Genomic DNA, 17573 nt, shown 5'->3' on the forward strand with positions numbered 1-17573 from the left:
CGGGAAACAGGCAGGGGATGCTCCCCTCCCCGGCCTACTTGACCAGCAACTCGCCCTGCAGCGGCGTGACGACGGATTTGGGCATGCTGACGATAAAACTGCTGCCCTTGTCGGCCACGGACTGGATGGCCAGGGTACCGCCGTGGCGCAGCAGCACGTGCTTGACGATGGCCAGGCCCAGCCCCGTGCCCTGCGTTTCGCGCGAGCGGCTCTTGTCGACGCGGTAGAAACGTTCCGTCAGGCGCGAAATATGTTCCTGGCTGATGCCGATGCCCGTATCTTGCGCGATGAATTGCGGTCCGGCCGGGCCATCCTGCCAGCGCAGGGTGATGGTGCCGCCCGCCGGCGTGTAGCGCACGGCGTTCGAGGCCAGGTTGCCGAAGGCGCTGTACAGCTCGTCATAGCTGCCCAGCACGTCGGGACCGTCGCACTCCATGGTCACTTCATGCTTGCCGGCCGACAAACCCTTGGCGTCGCGCAAGACTTGCTGCATGAGCTTTTTGATGTCCACGGGCTCGGGGCGCAGCGGATAATCGACCGATTCCAGGCGCGACAGGGTCAGCATGTCCTCGATCAGATGCTGCATGCGGTGGCCCTGCTCCGTCATCAGCTTGAGGTGGGCGGCGCGCGTGGCGGCGTCCAGGTCCAGCTCGGCGGAAGCGATTTCCAGGAAGCCGACGATGACCGTCAGCGGCGTGCGCAATTCGTGCGAGGCGTTGGCGATGAAGTCGCGGCGCATCATTTCGATGCGTTCCGTCTCCGTCACATCGTGCGTGACGAGGATCTGGCGGCGGTTTTCAAATGGAATGATCTGCACGATCAGCTTGCGGTTGCGGAAGGTGATCGTCAGCGGCTGGTCGTAGCGCCCCAGGATGATGTAATCCATGAACTCGGGGCTGCGGATCAAATTCGTCACGCGCATGCCCTTGTCGCGCTCGTGCGTGAGGCCCAGGTGTTTCTCGGCGGCAGGATTGCACCATTCGAGGAACAGCACGTCGTCCATGATGACTACGCCGTCAGGCAACAGATGCATGGCCTGGCGGAAACGCGCCAGCCATTCCGTCAGCTCGGCCTGGTTTTTCTCGTCATCGCGGCGCATACGGTACAGGCGCGCGAAGATGCTGGTCCAGGCGCCCCAGCCGTCGGGCAGCTTGGCGCTTTGCGGATTGTCCAGCCAGTTACTCAGCTGGAACAGATACGACAGCTGCACGAAGACCATCATGGCCATCAGCACGAAGGCGATGCCCAGCGCATACGTGGCGCCGAACAGATACCAGACGACGGCCACGCCCAGCAGCGCCAGCACCATGCGCAGGGCGGCCGGTACCCAGAACAGCAATTTCGGATTCATAGAGTGAGGCTTTACTTTTCAGACAACATGTAGCCGACGCTGCGCACGGTCTTGATCAGGCTTTCCGCCTCTTTCAAGGCTTTGCGCAAGCGCAATACGTGGACATCGACCGTGCGTTCCTCGATCACCACATGGTCGCCCCACACCTTGTCGAGCAGCTGGCTGCGCGAAAACACGCGCTCCGGATGGGCCAGCAGGAATTTCAGCAGCTTGTATTCGGCATGGCCGATATCGATCTTCTGTTCATCCATCATCACCGTGCAGCTGACGGGGTCCAGGGCCACGTTGCCGGCGCGCATGGGCGCCTGCGCATGTTCCGGACTCTTGCGTCGCAACAGGGCCTTGGCGCGGGCCAGCAGCTCGCGCGGCGAGAACGGCTTGGTGACGTAATCGTCGGCCCCGCTGTTCAGTCCGGCCAGCTTGTCTTCTTCCATGCTCTTGGCGGTGAGCATGATGACGGGGATGGCGGCGAAATTGCGGTCGGCGCGGATGCGCGACAGCAGGCGCAAACCCGTCTGGTCCGGCAGCATCCAGTCCAGCAGGATCAGATGCGGCGTGCGGTGCTGGATGAATTCCCAGGCATCGGCGACGTTTTGTACGGAACAGCAATTCCAGCCGGATTCGCGCAGCGAATAGGTCACCAGTTCAACGATGGCCGGCTCATCTTCAACAATCAATACCGTGGTTTTATCAGATGCCATAAAGCTTACTCAGGGAGCTCCTCGGAAATGGCGGGAGCAGCCACCTTGGTGTGGCGGATGTCCTTGCCTTCAACCACGTAAATCACGTATTCGGCGATGTTTTTCGCATGGTCGCCGATCCGTTCGATGGCCTTGGCCACCCACAAGGTATCGAGCGCCGCCGAAATCGTGCGCGGGTCTTCCATCATAAAGGTAATCAGGTTGCGCATGATAGACCGAAACTCATGGTCGATGATGGCGTCTTGTGCAATTAATTGTAATGCCTGCTTGCCATCGTTGCGCGCGAAAGCGTCCAGCGCGTCGTGCAGCATGTCGGTGGCAGTGTTGGCGATGCCGCGCACCATCTCGTAATGGTTGACGACGGCGTTGCCCCGCTTGTGCAAGTTCTTCGCCACGCGGGCGATTTTGGTCGCCTCGTCGCCTACGCGCTCGAGGTCGGTAATCACCTTGATGGTGGCCATGATGGTGCGCAAGTCGTTGGCGGCCGGCTGGCGGCGCACAATCAGATGGCTGCAGGCGTCGTCCAGCGACACTTCCAGCTGGTTGACGACGTCGTCTTCGCGCATCACGCGGTCGGCGCGTTCCGGGTTGCCGATGCGAAAGCATGTCATCGCGTCGAGGAACTGGGTTTCAACGATGCCGCCCATCAGGAGCACTTTCGAGCGGATCGCTTCGAGTTCGTTGTCGTATTGCTTGGATGAATGTTCGCCTATCATGCTGTCTCTCCGTATTCAGTAGTCTTGTATATCGTTATTCTGGGCGGATCAGCCGAAGCGGCCCGTGATGTAATCCTGCGTTTCCTTGCGGGCCGGATTCATGAAAATCTGGTCCGTTTCGCCGAACTCCACCAGCTCGCCCAGATACATATACGCCGTGTAGTCGGAGCAGCGCGCCGCCTGCTGCATATTGTGCGTCACGATGGCGATCGTGTAATCCTGTTTCAGTTCGCTGATCAGCTCTTCCACCTTCGAGGTCGAGATCGGGTCCAGCGCCGAGGTCGGCTCATCGAGCAGCAAGACGTCCGGTTTCACGGCCACGCCGCGCGCGATGCACAGGCGCTGCTGCTGGCCGCCCGACAGCGACAGGCCGCTTTTCGTCAGCTTGTCCTTGACTTCGCCCCACAGCGCGGCCTTCTTCAGGGCCCACTCGACGCGCTCATCCATTTCACCCTTCGACAGGTCTTCATACAGGCGCACGCCGAAGGCGATGTTGTCGTAGACGGACATGGGGAACGGCGTGGGCTTCTGGAACACCATGCCGACCTTGGCGCGCAGCATGTTGACGTCCTGGTCGGCGTCGAGCACGTTGCGGCCGCGGTACAGGATGGAGCCTTCCGCGCGCTGGCCCGGATACAGGTCGTACATGCGGTTCAGGGTGCGCAGCAGGGTCGACTTGCCGCAACCGGACGGGCCGATGAAGGCCGTGACCTTCTTCTCGTGAATGTCCAGGTTGACGTTATGCAAGCTTTGCGTTTTTCCGTAAAAAAAGTTCAGGCCAGAAATCTCGATGGTTTTTTTCTTTGGTGCCAAGTCTTGGGCTGGATTCATTTGCGTATTCATATGGGTTCGCTTCGCTCGGTATCTGTTTAATGTGGGACTTTTTGGCTGAACACGGTGCGCGACAGGATATTCAGGGCCAGCACGCTGAAGGTGATCAGCAGTGCGCCGCCCCAGGCCAGCGAGCGCCAGTTGTCGTACGGGCTCATTGCAAACGATGCGATGACGGACGGCAAGTTGGCCATCGGCGCATTCATGTTAAAGCTTTGGAACTGGTTATTCAGGGCCGTGAACAGCAGCGGCGCCGTTTCGCCGGCGATGCGGGCCAGGGCCAGCAGTACGCCGGTGATCACGCCAGCCTTCACGGCGCGCAAGCGCACCAGGGTGGCGACCTTCCAGCGCGGCGCCCCGAGGGCAAACGCGGCTTCCAGCAGGCTGTTCGGCACCAGGCGCAGCATATTGTCCGTCGTGCGCACCACCACGGGCACGGCGATCAGCGACAGGGCGATGGCACCGGCGTAACCGGAGAAGTGTTTCACGTGCGCCACGTACAGCGCATACACGAACAGGCCGATGACGATGGACGGTGCCGACAGCATGATGTCGGTGACGAAACGCGTCACTTGCGCCAGCTTGTTTTCTTCGCCGTATTCGGCCAGGTAGATGCCGGCCAGGATGCCGATCGGGGTGCTGACGACGGTGGCCAGGCCCACCATCAGGGCGCTGCCGACGATGGCATTGATCAAGCCGCCGCCTTCGCTGCCGGGAGCCGGCGTCGTTTGCGTGAACAGATCGACGGACAGCGCGCCGAAACCCTTGATCACCAGGGTGAACAAAATCCACACGAGCACGGCCAGGCCCAGGGCCATGGCGGCCACCGACAGGGCGATGCCGACGCGGTGCATCAGCAGGCGCTTGCGGTAGACGGGGTTCATGGCCGGCTTGGCCGGAACGTCGAGGGTGCTAACTTGGCTGAGCTGGCTCATTTCGTGCCTTCCTTGCGGGACATGCCAGCCAGCATCAGCTTGGCGGCGGATAAGACGATAAAGGTGATGACAAACAGGATCAGGGCCAGCGAGAACAGCGACGATACGTGCAGCGCCGATTGCGCTTCGCCGAATTCGTTCGCCAGCAGCGAGGTGATGCTGTTACCGGCGGCAAACAGCGACCACGACAGTTTATTCGCGTTGCCGATGACGAAGGTTACGGCCATGGTCTCGCCCAGCGCGCGGCCCAGGCCCAGCATGACGCCGCCGACGACGCCGGTCTTGGTGTATGGCAAGACGATCTTGCGCACCACTTCCCAGCGCGTGCAGCCCAGGCCGTAGGCGGATTCCTTCAGCACGGCAGGGACGATTTCGAACACGTCGCGCATCACGGAAGCGATGAAGGGGATGATCATGATGGCCAGCACCAGGCCGGCCGTCAACAGGCCGATGCCCATCATGGGGCCGCTGAACAGCTGGCCGATGACGGGCACGTTGCCCAGCGTGGCTTTCAGCAGGGGCTGGACGTGGTCGGCGAACAGGGGCGCGAAGACGAACAGGCCCCAGATGCCGTAGATGATCGATGGCACGCCGGCCAGCAGCTCGACAGCCGTGCCCAGCGGGCGGCGCAGCCAGGCCGGGCAGATTTCCGTGAGGAACAGGGCGATGCCGAAGCTGACGGGAAAGGCGATCAGCAAGGCGATGACGGACGTCACCAGGGTGCCGATGATGGGGATCAGGGCGCCGTACTGGTCATTGACGGGGTCCCATTCCGCGGACACGATGAAATGCAGGCCGAAGGTCTTGAAGGCCGGTATCGATTCCATGATCAGCGAAATGATGATGCCGACCAGGACGATCAGCACCGACAGGGCGAACAGCATCGTCACCTTGTGGAACATGAAATCCTGGAAGCGCTGCTTGCGCATGGTGGAAAGCATTTGCGCGTGACTGATGGAATCGGTCATGGTGCCGCCTGGCAGGGGGATCGTGGAGGAGGTAGATTGTGCGCTCATATTGTGCCAGATGTGGGTGGTACTGCCGGTGCTGCTGTTTTAATACGCCTGTCAAAACCTACTGCGCGTCGGGATTTACGGCCTGCGATGCTCACTGTACCTTCGTACCGTTGCGCTTCTCGACCGCAACTCCCTTCCGCTCGCTACGGTTTTGTCAGGCGTCGTTGCTTTTATTCTTTCAGCTACTTTTATTCTTTTAGCCAGGACCGTCTGCAAGGGCTTGCGGGCGGTCCTGGCTAACTCCCTGCCCCGCCATACTGCCGGCGGGGCAAGGATGAATGACTCAGGCTATGCGATTAGTAGATCGACTTGCCCGATGCATCTTTCAAATTGGCTTTCCACGATTCCTGCACCAGTTTCACGACCGATGCCGGCATCGGCACGTAGTCCAGTTCGACGGCAGCAGGGCCGCCGTTCTTGTAGGCCCAGTCGAAGAATTTCAGGACTTCTTTTGCCTTGGCTGGGTCAGCCTGGACTTTGTGCATCAGGATGAACGACACGCCCGTGATAGGCCAGCTGTTCTTGCCAGCCTGGTCGGTCAGGACCACGCCGAAGCCTGGGGTTTGCGTCCAGGGTGCCGAAGCGGCGGCGGCCTTGAAGTTTTCGTCGTCAGGCTGCAGGAAGTTGCCGTCCTTGTTTTGCAGCTGGGTGTGCGACATCTTGTTTTTCTTGGCGTAAGCCCACTCGACGTAGCCGATCGAACCCTTGATGCGCTGTACGTTGGCGGCGACGCCTTCGTTACCCTTGCCGCCCACGCCCACGGCCCATTTCACGGCCGAGCCAGCGCCGATTTTCGATTTGAATTCCGGATTGGTTTTCGACAGGAAGTCGGTGAACAGGAACGAGGTGCCCGAACCGTCGGCGCGGTGCACCACGGTGATTTCCGTGTCCGGCAGCTTGACGCCACTGTTCAGTGCGGCGATTTCAGGCGCGCTCCACTTGGTGATCTTGCCCAGGTAGATGTCGCCAACGACTTTACCCGTCATTTTCAGCTGGCCTGGGGTCACGCCGTCGAGGTTGACGATGGTGACCACGCCGCCCATGATGGCCGGGAACTGCATCAGGCCCGCTTCTTCCAGCTCTTCCGCCTTCAAAGGCATGTCCGAAGCGCCGAATTCGACAGTCTTGGCCTTGATTTGCTTGATGCCGGCGCCGGAACCGACGGACTGGTAGTTCAGGCCGTTACCCGTGTTGGCTTTGTACGTTTCAGCCCATTTGGCGTAGATCGGGTACGGGAAGGTTGCACCAGCACCTGTCATATCTGCCGCCATGACGGAAGCGGAAGAAAATGCCATCGCTGCCGAAGCACCCACGACGATAAATTTGAACATTTGCTTCATTTGCATATCAAGTCCTCAGGGTTGTTAGGGCTCAAAGTCCCGGTTGAATGCTGCGCAGTCTAGCAAGCGAATATGACAGGTTTATGACATGGGCAAAAAATCCTGAAATAATTGGCTACGCCCCGGGAACCGCCCTTTTCGGCGCGAAAAATGACAGGGCGGGCGACGCTTTATGACAGCTTATGTCACGCTTACGTCATATTTCATGATTACACTCACAACGCGTCATACGCGATGAAATACGGATGAAATACGGCTAGAATTAACTATCTGCAAAGACAAAAGAATATGAAACCTGAACTGCACACGGAAGTGACCAAATCGGGCATCCTGCTTGACCGCGAACTGTCGCAACTGACTTTCAACCGGCGCGTGATGGCCCAGGCGGAAGACCCGAACATTCCGCTGCTCGAGCGCCTGCGCTACCTGTGCATCGTCAGCAGCAACATGGATGAGTTCTTCGAAGTGCGCGTGGCCAGCCTGTTGGCGGCCGGCAGCATCGGCGGTTCGCTGGCCGGCCACCCTGCCCTGGCGGCCAATCTGGAGCGCATCGGCAAGGAATGCCATGCGCTGGTGGAACGCCAGTACGAGATATTAAATAGCGAAGTCTTGCCGGCCCTGCGCGAAGCGGGCGTGCATTTGCTGCGCGACAACGACCGCAACGATGCGCAGCGCGCCTGGGTCAAGCAGTATTTCGACCGTGAAGTGCGCCCCCTGCTGACCCCTATCGGCCTGGACCCGGCCCACCCGTTCCCGCAAGTGGTGAATAAAAGTCTCAATTTCATCGTCTCGCTGAGCGGCAAGGATGCGTTCGGCCGCGGCACGGCCATCGCCATCGTCAAGGCGCCCCGTGTCTTGCCGCGCGTCATCAAGCTGCCGGACGACATTTCCGGCGACGGCGTGTCCTTCTGCCTGTTGTCTTCCGTGATTCATGCGCATATCTCGGATTTGTTCGCCGGGCGCGAAGTAATTGCCTATTCGCAATTTCGCGTCACGCGCGACAGCGACCTGTGGGTGGACGAGGACGAAGTCAAGAATCTGCGCCAGGCGTTAAAAGGCGAACTCGTGGGGCGCCAGTTCGGCACCTCGGTGCGCCTGGAAGTGGCGCGCAATTGCCCGCCAGAATTATCACAGTTCCTGCTCGACCAGTTTAATCTGGATCAAAGCCGCCTCTACCGCGTCAACGGCCCCGTGAACCTCGTGCGCCTGTCGGAAATGATCGACCACGTCAAGCAGCCCGAGCTGCGCTTCCCGCCGTTCTTCCCGGGCCTCGCGCACAAGGCCATCGGCAACGACATCTTTGCCGCACTGACCAAGCATGACATCCTGCTGCACCACCCGTATCAATCGTTCCAGACGGTGATCGACTTCATCCGCAGCGCCGCCTACGATCCGTCCGTCGTCGCCATCAAGCAGACGATCTACCGCACGGGCATGAACTCGGACCTGATGGAGTCCTTGATCACGGCGGCGAAGATGGGCAAAGAGGTAACAGTCATCGTGGAATTGATGGCGCGTTTCGACGAAGAAGCCAATATCAACTGGGCCGACAAGCTGGAACAGGCGGGCGCGCAAGTCGTGTACGGCGTGGTGGGCCTGAAAACCCATGCCAAGGTGGCGCTCGTCATCCGCCGCGAAGAAGGCGCGCTGCGCTTCTACGCCCACTTGGGCACCGGCAACTACCACCCCACGACCACCAAGCTGTACACGGATTTCGGCTTGCTGACGGCGAACCAGGACCTGGCTGTGGAAGTGAACGAAGTCTTCATCCACCTGACCAGCCTGACCAAGCCGCACAATCTGAACCATTTGTGGCTGGCGCCGTTCGGCCTGCAAAGCGAAATCATCAAGGCCATCCGCAACGAGGCGAAGATCGCCCGTTCCGGCCGGCGCGGGCGCATTATCGTGAAAGTCAACGCGCTCGTCGATGAATCCGTGATCCGCGCCCTGTATGCGGCCTCGACCGATGGCGTGAAGATCGACCTGATCGTGCGCGGAGCCTGCACCCTGAAGCCGGGCGTGCCGGGCTTGTCGGAAAACATCAAGGTGCGCTCCGTGATCGGCCGCTTCCTCGAGCACAGCCGCATTTACTATTTCCGCAACGACCTGGCGCACGATGTCTACCTGGCCAGCGCCGACTGGATGAGCCGCAACCTGTTCCGCAGGGTGGAAGTGGCCTTCCCCGTGCTGGACCGGGCGCTGAAACGGCGCGTGATCGCCGAGGGCTTGAATCCGTATTTGAAGGATAATACCAATGCATGGGAGCTGGAGCCGACGGGCCATTATGCGCGCCGCAAGCCGCGCGGCAAGCAGATGCCGTTCAGCGCCCAGCAATACCTGATGCACACACTGGGCACGCCGGGCGCGGAGGTCGGCGAATAGGCAACTCTACACACAGGAGTACAGCATGGATCTCATCTTGTGGCGACACGCAGAAGCCGAGCCGGGCCTCCCCGACCTCGAACGCGCCCTGACCGTCAAAGGCCAGAAACAGGCGCGCCGCATGGGGGAATGGCTGGCCTCGCAACTACCGGAAAATTGCCGCATCCTCGTCAGCCCCGCCCTGCGCACCCTGCAAACGGCGGAGGCGCTGGGGCGCAAGTTCAAGCTGATGCCGGAACTTGCGCCCGGCGCCGAGGCGGAAGACATCCTGAAGGCGGCCAACTGGCCCGGCGGCAAGGAAACCGTGCTCATCGTCGGCCACCAGCCCACCCTGGGCCAGGCAGCCGCCCTGCTGCTGACGGGCGAGGAGCAGGAATGGGAAATGCGCAAGGCCAGCGCGTGGTGGTTCTCCCAGCGCGAGCCAGGCGACCCCGTCAGTGTCTATTTGAAGGCCGTGATGGCGCATGATCTGGTGGTGAAATAGTAAAACAGGGAAATGCGCAAGGCCAGCGCAGGATGGACAGGTTCTCCCAGCCCGAGCCAGGCGACCCTGTCAGCGTCTATTTGAAGGCCGTGATGGCGCATGATCTGGTGGTGAAATAGGCCACGGGTCAGACCCGCCGGGTCTGACCCCAGATTGAAATGCGCAAAAAGTGCGCTGGGACAAATACTGGTGGAGTTCACAACTCAGCAGCCTTGTAAAGCGCTGCCGATCTGCTAGAGTTTAATTGCATCAACTACGTGCTGGAGCGCTGCTCCGGCACATTGAGCAACCCAGCGGACGGCCGTCCAACGGCGGCTGAAAGACCATGTTAATCACCTTCCTCGTTTTTCTCTTCATCGCCATCTTCGCCGCCATCATCGGCTTTGTCGCCTTTGAACTGGTCGAAGAAATGCGCGGCAGCCACCATAAGCTGATGGACCGCTATCACGAGTAGCGTTCACCTCCGCACTATCGCATGGCGCCAGCGACGGCCAACAGGCCCGTCCCTCGCGCCATCCTTGTTTTTACGCTCCCGTCTTACACTCCAGTATTACACTCCCGTCTTGAACTTCGTATAAATGCGCGTCATCAAGCGGCGGATATCGGCCGTGGTCGCTTCAGGCGCCGCCATGCGCTGCTTGTCGGCGTCCGACAGGAAGATGGCCTTGTTCTCGCCGATGTCCTTGCGTACATATTTGATGCTGGCCGGATTCGGATTCGCGTAAAAGACCTTGTTGCTCAGGCTGGCATGCACTTGCGGACGCAGGATGTAGTTGATGAACAGGTGCGCATTGTTCGGATGCGGCGCGTCGGCGGGAATGGCCATGGTGTCGAACATCAGGGCGGCCGTCTTCGGCACCAGCACCTGGATCACATTGCCATTCTTCGCGTCGATGGCGCGCTGGCGCGCGATATTGATGTCGCCCGACCAGCCCAGCGCCACGCAGACGGAACCGTTGGCCATGTCATTGATGTAGCCTGAGGAGCTGAACAAGGTTACGTAGGGGCGGATCGCCTGCAGCACCTTGCCCGCTTCCTGGTAGTCGGCGGCCGTTTTCGAGTAGGCGGGCTTGCCCAGGTATTGCAGGGCGGCCGGCAGCACTTCCGACGGCGAGTCGAGGAAGGACACGCCGCACGATTTCAGCTTGGCCGCATATTTCGGATCGAAGATCAAATCCCAGGCATTGTCGGGCATGGGCATGCCGCCCAGCGCGGCCTTGACCTTGTTGACGTTGATGCCCACCGTCGTGTAGCCCCACAGCCAGTCGACCAGGTAATCGTTGTTCGGGTCGATCTTCGACAATTTCGCCTGCAGGTTCGGATCGAGGTTGCCCAGGTTGGTCAGCTTGCTCTTGTCGAGCTTGCGCAGCAGGCCCGCGTCGATCTGCAGCCGCGCCCACTGGGCCGTCGGCACGACGATGTCGTAGCCGGACTTGCCCGCCACCAGTTTCGCATTGAGGATTTCGTTATTGTCGAAAACGTCGTAGCGTACCTTGATGCCCGTTTCCTTCTCAAAATTCTTGATCGTATCGTCGCCGATATAGTCCGACCAGTTGTAGATGTTCAGGACCTTCTCTTCCTGGGCCTGCGCTTGGCCAGACAAGGCCAGCACGGCCGCCGCCAAGGTCAGTCCCAGTCCAATGCGCCGCCCTGCTTGCCATGTGTTTGCCATCGTACCGCCTCCGAAAATTTGTCAGAAAATAGTGACGATGATAGCAAGAAGGGCGGCATCAGGTCTAGCCTGATACCGCCCTGCCTGAGGACGTCTAACAAAACCTACTGCGCGTCGCGCTTTGCGGCCTGCGATGCTCACCGTACTAGAGTACGGTTGCGCTTCTCTGCCACAAATCACTGCCGCTCGCTACGGTTTTGTTAGACGTCGCAAATCGTCGCACATCTTCCTCACTGCAAATGCCGTAAAACTGGGGTCAGACCCGACGGGGGAAGCTGCCCCAATGGGGTAGCTTCCAATCCCGCAGGGACTGACCAGCCAACATTACACCTTGTCCAGCCCCACCTGCGCCCCTGTAAACACCAGGTTGCCGTTCTGGGCGTCGATGCGGATCTCGTCTTTCGGGCCGAAGCGGCCTTCGAGGATCAGCTTCGACAGCGGATTTTCGATCTGCTGCTGGATCGCCCGTTTCAACGGACGGGCGCCATACACCGGATCGTAGCCCGCTTCGGCGATCTGCTGCAGCGCGGCGTCCGTCAGGCTCAGCTGCATGTCCATGCGCGCCAGGCGTTCTTCGAGGATCTTCAGCTGGATCTTCGCGATCGCGCCGATATTCTTCTCGTCGAGGCCGTGGAACACGACAATTTCGTCGATACGGTTGACGAACTCGGGACGGAAGTGCGAGCGTACCTCGGCCATCACGGCCAGCTTCACGACACCGGGATCATCGCTTTCCATGGCCTGGATTTTATGCGAACCCAGGTTCGAGGTCATGATGATGACGGTATTCTTGAAGTCCACCGTGCGGCCCTGGCCGTCCGTCATGCGTCCGTCGTCGAGCACTTGCAGCAGCACGTTGAAGACGTCGGCATGCGCTTTTTCCACTTCGTCGAGCAGGATCACGCTGTACGGCTTGCGGCGCACGGCTTCCGTCAGGTAGCCGCCTTCGTCGTAGCCCACGTAGCCGGGCGGCGCGCCGATCAGACGGGCCACGGAATGCTTCTCCATGAACTCGCTCATGTCGATGCGGATCATCGATTCTTCCGTATCGAACAGGAAGGTCGCCAGCGCCTTGCTCAGCTCGGTCTTGCCCACGCCCGTCGGTCCCAGGAACATGAAGGAACCATAGGGACGGTTCGGATCGGAGAGGCCGGCGCGCGAGCGGCGGATGGCGTCAGCCACGGCCGTAATCGCTTCATCCTGGCCCACGACGCGCTCATGCAGCTTCTCTTCGATGTGCAGCAGCTTGTCGCGCTCGCCCTGCATCATGCGCGATACGGGTATGCCCGTCGCGCGCGACACCACTTCGGCGATTTCCTCGGCGCCCACTTCCGTGCGCAGCAATTTCGGCTGGTCGGGGTCGAGTTTCGGGATGCCGCTGTCGGCCTGCTTGAGCTGGGCTTCCAGCTGCGGCAGCTTGCCATACTGCAGCTCCGACACTTTCTGCCAGTTGCTCTCGCGCGTGGCCTGCTCCATCTGCAGCTTGACTTGCTCGATTTCTTCCTTGATGTGCGTGCTGCCCTGCACCACGGCCTTTTCCGCCTTCAGGATTTCCTCGAAGTCATTGTATTCGCGCTGCAGCTTGACGATCTCTTCCTCGATCAGGCCCAGGCGGCGCAGCGATGCTTCGTCTTTTTCCTTCTTGACGGCTTCGCGCTCGATTTTCAGCTGGATCAAGCGGCGTTCCAGCTTGTCCATCACTTCCGGCTTCGAATCGATCTCGATCTTGATCTTCGCCGCCGCCTCGTCGATCAGGTCGATGGCCTTGTCGGGCAGGAAGCGGTCGGTGATGTAGCGGTGCGACAATTCCGCCGCGGCAATGATGGCCGCGTCCGTGATTTCCACCTTGTGATGCAGCGCGTACTTATCCTGCAAGCCGCGCAGGATGGCGATCGTCGCCTCCACGGTCGGCTCGTCGACGAGCACTTTCTGGAAGCGGCGTTCCAGCGCGGCATCCTTTTCGATGTATTTGCGGTATTCGTCGAGCGTGGTGGCGCCCACGCAGTGCAGCTCGCCGCGCGCCAGTGCCGGTTTGAGCATATTGCCGGCATCCATCGCGCCGTCGGCCTTGCCCGCGCCCACCATGGTGTGCATCTCGTCGATGAAGACGATGGTTTGCCCTTCATCCATGGCCAGTTCCTTGAGCACGGACTTCAGGCGCTCTTCGAACTCGCCGCGGAACTTGGCACCGGCAACCAGGGCGGCCATGTCCAGCGCGAGCACGCGCTTGCCTTTCAGCGATTCAGGCACTTCGCCATTGACGATGCGCTGCGCCAGGCCTTCGACGATGGCCGTCTTGCCCACGCCCGGCTCGCCGATCAGCACGGGATTGTTCTTGCTGCGGCGCTGCAGGATCTGGATGGTGCGGCGGATTTCATCGTCGCGGCCGATCACGGGATCGAGCTTGCCCTTGCGCGCCCGCTCCGTCAGGTCCAAGGTGTATTTTTTCAAGGCTTCGCGCTGGCCTTCGGCTTCCTGCGAATCGACCTTGTTGCCGCCGCGTACGGCGTCGATGGCCGCCTCCAGCGCCTTGCGGGTCAGGCCGTTTTCGCGCGCCAGCTTGCCGCAGTCGGACTTGTCGTCCGTCATGGCCAGCAAGACCATTTCGCTGGACACGAACTGGTCGCCCGCCTTCTGCGATTCCTTGTCGGCCAGGTTCAGCAAGGCCACGAATTCGCGGCTCACCTGCACGTCGCCGCCCGTGCCCGAGACCTTCGGCAAGCGTTCGATGGACGCGCCCAGGGCCTTGGACAGGCCGCCCACGTTGACGCCGGCCCGCTGCAACAGCGAGCGGGCGCCGCCGTCGTCCTGGTTCAACAGGGCCGTCAGCAGGTGGACTGGTTCGATATAGGGATTGTCGTTGCCCACGGCCAAGCTTTGCGCGTCGGCCAGGGCTTCCTGTAACTTGGTAGTCAGTTTATCTTGTCGCATGAAAAGCGCTCCCGGTTAATTAGTTGTTAACCAAATTGGGGTGAGGCAGTACTTTTCAAGCATACACAAAGCAGAAAACTGATGCATTTTGGCAAATGCTAGCGTGCGCGGCGCGTTCGCTTCAAATGGCGCTTGCTTTTGCGGCCCACTTGTCCAGGGCCGTCTCGTCGCTGTCGCGCGCATCGACCCAACGCGCCCCTTCGGGCGTGTCTTCCTTCTTCCAGAACGGCGCTTCCGTCTTCAGGTAATCGATGATGAATTCGCAGGCGGCAAACGCCTCGCCCCGGTGGGCGGACGACACGGCCACCAGCACGATCTGCTCCTGCGGCAGCAAGGGCCCCACGCGGTGGATCACCAGCGCGCCGGACAGGGGCCAGCGGCCCCGCGCCTGCTCCACGATGGCTACAATGGACTTTTCCGTCATGCCCGGATAGTGCTCGAGCTCCATCGCGGCCACGTCCAGCCCTTCGTTCATGTCGCGCACCGTGCCGACGAAGCCGACGACGGCGCCCACCTTGGGGTTGCCTGCGCGCAATTGTGCAATTTCTTGACTCAAGTCAAAATCGGCTTGCTGGATGCGGACGGATGTACTCATTTCGCGTTGCCTCCGATGCGGCGCAGCAGGGTTTCGATGCGGCTGGCCGTGCGCGCATCGGTGGTGGCGGCGATCGCGCACAGCTGCATCAGCTGCGACACTTGCGTGAGCGGCTTCTGGCCCGATTTGAGCGACGATTGCAGCACTTCCACCTGCATTTTCAGGCGGTCGCGGGCAAATTCGGCGCCGCTGTCGACGCCGGCGACGATTTCCAGGCGCAACACTTCACCGAGCAGGCGCTCCTGATTGGCCTGCAATTGCTGCACGTAGGCCGCGCTGCCCTCGCCCAGCGCGGCCTGAGCGGCGGCAAAGCGCTGCTGCAGGCTGCGTTCGTACTGGGCGTCGAGCGGCGGCAAGGCGCTCCAGCGCTCGGACCAGGCTTGCGCGTCGGCGCCGGCACCGCCATCGGCCAGTGCGGCTTCCAGCGATTGCACCAGGCGCAGCTTGTCGCGCAGGGCGTTGGCCTGCGCGGCGCCAGCGCGTTCGGCGATCGCATCCGCCTGCGCTTGCACGCCGGCGACCGCGGCCTGGTAGCGCTGCTCGATCTTCGCTTCGCTGGCGCGCGGCACGGGGCCGGTGGCGTTCCAGGCGGCGCGCGTGTCGCGCAGCAAGTGGTTGATGAAGGCGCTGCGGGCCTTGTCGTCGCCCTCGGGCACGACGGCCGTTTCCAGCGCGGCGCACAGCGCTTCGCGCGCATGCAGGTGTTCGCGGCGCTCGTGGTCGGCCGCGTGGGCCGTTTCCTTGCGCCTGGCGAAGATATCGTCGCAGGCGGCACGGAAACGCTGCCACAGCGCCTGTTCCGCGCGGCGTTCCAGCGGCAGGGCTTTCGCCAGCTCCTGCCATTTGTCCTGCAAGGCTTTCAGCATGTCGACCGTGTTGCGCTCCGATGGCTTGAGCAGGCCCACTTCCACGATCAATTGCTCGCGGCGGGCCGTCTCGATCTGGCGCTGCGTGTCCAGCGGCTTGGACAGGGCGTCCAGCGCGGCGCCGAACTCCGTATCCAGGCGTTTCTTTTCCTTGCGATCGATCGTGCCCAGGCGCGTCCACGCCTGGCGCAAGCGCTGCGAGGCGGAAGCGACATGTTTCCAGTCGGTACTCTCTTCGGCCGCCAGGGCCGCCGTTTCCGCGATCAGTTCCTGGGCCTTGGCCGCATTGCCGTGGCGCTCTTCCGCCAGTTGCTTGAAATGCTGGGCCGCGGGCGCATACGCCACGCTGCAGGCGGCGTCGAAACGCTCCCACAGCGATTTCGGTGCGGGGCCGGACAAGGTGTCGAGCGACTTCCAGCGCTCGCGCAGGCTGCCCACTTTCTTGGCCAGTTCGGTCATCGGCAATTGTTGCGCTGGCAATTCCTCGCCCGCCTTGACCAGTTCCTCGCGCGAGACATTGCCGCCCCAGCGCGCCCAGTCGGCCAGGCGCTTGAACTCGCCGCGCACATGGGCCAGGCGATCCGCTTGCGCAGGCGTCAAACGGCCGTGCTTGCTATCGCGCAAGGTCTTGTCATGTTCGGAAGCCACGTGCAACAAGCCATCCTGCAGCGCCGCTTCCATGGCGTCGAGCACCTTGAAGAACTGCTCCGTCGCTTCCTTCGACACGGGCGCGTGTTCCTGGCGCGGCTTGCGCGGCGCCGGTTCCGCATGCGCTGGCGCGTCCACGGCTGCGGCAGGGACGATCGGTGCCGGGGCGCTGGCCAGCAGGGCCGCAAATTGCTGCTGCAGGCTGTCGGACAATGGCGACTCGGGCAGGCGCGGCAAGGCTTGCCACGCGCGTTTCAAGGTGTCTGCATCGAGCGTGGCGGCGTCCTGCGCCTGCCATGCGGCCAGAGCAAGCTGGCGCGCGTCGAACACGGCCTGGTGCTGCTGCAGCGCCTGCAAGGCGGACTGCGCCTGCTCGCGCGCCTGGATGAAATCGCTCTCCAGGTGTTTTGGCAAGGAAGCGCGTTCGGGCGATTGCGCATGCTGCGCATGTTCCGCGTCGAGGCGGGCCAGCGCCTGGGCCAGCTCGCCGGCGGACTGGCCACTGGCAGCCAAGGCGCGCGCGGCGGCGACGGTGTCGATCACGGCGCGCTGCAACACCACTTGCGCTTCCAGGCGGGCGGCCAGCGCGGCGCGCGCGGCGGCAAAGGCGCTCTCCAGCTCGGGCGTGGCCTTGATGACTTGCCATTGGCGGTCCAGCTCGGCTACCTGGTTCGGGCTCAGCTTGTCATCGTTCAACAGGCGCTGCGCCGTGGCGATGCTGGCCTGGGCGCGTTGCGTCTCGGCCGCCTGATGACGGATCAGGTCGATGCGGCCCTGCATCAGCTTGGCAACGCGGCGGTCCGTATTGCGCATGGCGTGGTGGACTTTTTCCAGCAGGGGCAAGCTATGGACGTGTTCGGCCGCGATCAGGCGGGCATCGGCAAATTCGCTGGACACGATGAATTCACAGGCGGCGGCTTCGTCGCCCGCCACGGCATGGGCACGCGCAACCTGTTCGGCGCGGCGCGATGCGCTCTGCGCCGAGGCGGCGGCCTGTTCTGCCACGACAGGATCGGGGACGGCAGTCTTGCTGGCAGAACGCTTGAAGAGAAATTCGAACATGACGGGTTTCGCGTGGATCAAAACCACCATCATAACAAAGCCC

At 61.7% G+C, this 17573-nt stretch carries 14 protein-coding genes; 3 read left to right on the plus strand and 11 right to left on the minus strand.

Features of this window, described 5'->3' with window-relative positions:
- Positions 1 to 34 precede the first annotated feature (34 nt).
- The 7 genes from phoR to pstS all read right to left on the minus strand — a co-directional run bounded on the left by phoR (position 35) and on the right by pstS (position 6881).
- Entirely contained in the window at positions 35 to 1351 is a 1317-nt protein-coding gene (gene phoR, locus OX462_RS18145; RefSeq protein ID WP_070218053.1) for a phosphate regulon sensor histidine kinase PhoR, read from the minus strand.
- Positions 1352 to 1362: 11 nt separating this feature from the next.
- A complete protein-coding gene (locus OX462_RS18150; protein WP_034755074.1) occupies positions 1363 to 2052 on the minus strand; it encodes a response regulator in 690 nt (229 codons plus the stop codon).
- Positions 2053 to 2057: 5 nt separating this feature from the next.
- Positions 2058 to 2768, minus strand: a complete 711-nt coding sequence (phoU, locus tag OX462_RS18155; protein ID WP_070218051.1) for a phosphate signaling complex protein PhoU — start codon at positions 2766 to 2768, stop codon at positions 2058 to 2060.
- A 48-nt stretch (positions 2769 to 2816) separates the two neighbouring features.
- Positions 2817 to 3599 (minus strand): phosphate ABC transporter ATP-binding protein PstB, encoded by a 783-nt coding sequence (pstB, locus tag OX462_RS18160; RefSeq protein WP_373631409.1) that lies wholly within the window; start codon positions 3597 to 3599, stop codon positions 2817 to 2819.
- Between the two features lie 38 nt (positions 3600 to 3637).
- Positions 3638 to 4534 (minus strand): phosphate ABC transporter permease PstA, encoded by an 897-nt coding sequence (gene pstA / locus OX462_RS18165; RefSeq protein WP_070218049.1) that lies wholly within the window; start codon positions 4532 to 4534, stop codon positions 3638 to 3640.
- A complete protein-coding gene (pstC, locus tag OX462_RS18170; RefSeq protein ID WP_227742171.1) occupies positions 4531 to 5502 on the minus strand; it encodes a phosphate ABC transporter permease subunit PstC in 972 nt (323 codons plus the stop codon). The genes pstA and pstC overlap by 4 nt, the downstream gene beginning before the upstream one ends.
- Positions 5503 to 5846: 344 nt before the next feature.
- Complete coding sequence (pstS, locus tag OX462_RS18175; RefSeq protein ID WP_409026733.1) at positions 5847 to 6881, minus strand: phosphate ABC transporter substrate-binding protein PstS; 1035 nt, start codon at positions 6879 to 6881, stop codon at positions 5847 to 5849.
- A gap of 297 nt (positions 6882 to 7178) precedes the next feature.
- On the opposite strand from pstS, the gene ppk1 reads away from it, so the two are divergent.
- The 3 genes from ppk1 (at position 7179) to OX462_RS18190 (ending at position 10210) form a co-directional block, all read left to right on the plus strand.
- Entirely contained in the window at positions 7179 to 9272 is a 2094-nt protein-coding gene (ppk1, locus tag OX462_RS18180) for a polyphosphate kinase 1 (protein WP_070218042.1), read from the plus strand.
- A gap of 25 nt (positions 9273 to 9297) precedes the next feature.
- Positions 9298 to 9756 (plus strand): phosphohistidine phosphatase SixA, encoded by a 459-nt coding sequence (gene sixA, locus OX462_RS18185; protein WP_070290771.1) that lies wholly within the window; start codon positions 9298 to 9300, stop codon positions 9754 to 9756.
- A 325-nt stretch (positions 9757 to 10081) separates the two neighbouring features.
- Entirely contained in the window at positions 10082 to 10210 is a 129-nt protein-coding gene (locus OX462_RS18190; RefSeq protein ID WP_256267160.1) for a hypothetical protein, read from the plus strand.
- A gap of 96 nt (positions 10211 to 10306) precedes the next feature.
- Here OX462_RS18190 and OX462_RS18195 read toward each other — a convergent pair whose 3' ends face one another.
- From OX462_RS18195 to OX462_RS18210, 4 genes are all read right to left on the minus strand, one after another.
- Positions 10307 to 11428, minus strand: a complete 1122-nt coding sequence (locus tag OX462_RS18195; protein ID WP_070221392.1) for a polyamine ABC transporter substrate-binding protein — start codon at positions 11426 to 11428, stop codon at positions 10307 to 10309.
- A gap of 324 nt (positions 11429 to 11752) precedes the next feature.
- Complete coding sequence (clpB, locus tag OX462_RS18200; protein ID WP_070221393.1) at positions 11753 to 14359, minus strand: ATP-dependent chaperone ClpB; 2607 nt, start codon at positions 14357 to 14359, stop codon at positions 11753 to 11755.
- Between the two features lie 121 nt (positions 14360 to 14480).
- On the minus strand, positions 14481 to 14954 hold the full coding sequence (gene moaE, locus OX462_RS18205; RefSeq protein ID WP_409026734.1) for a molybdopterin synthase catalytic subunit MoaE: 474 nt from the start codon (positions 14952 to 14954) through the stop codon (positions 14481 to 14483).
- Positions 14951 to 17530 carry a DUF349 domain-containing protein gene (locus OX462_RS18210; RefSeq protein WP_409026735.1) on the minus strand — a complete coding sequence of 860 codons (2580 nt, stop codon included), beginning with the start codon at positions 17528 to 17530 and terminating at the stop codon, positions 14951 to 14953. The genes moaE and OX462_RS18210 overlap by 4 nt, the downstream gene beginning before the upstream one ends.
- Positions 17531 to 17573: the final 43 nt, after the last annotated feature.

The sequence above is a fragment of the Janthinobacterium aestuarii genome, from assembly GCF_046113285.1.
GTDB lineage: Bacteria > Pseudomonadota > Gammaproteobacteria > Burkholderiales > Burkholderiaceae_D > Janthinobacterium.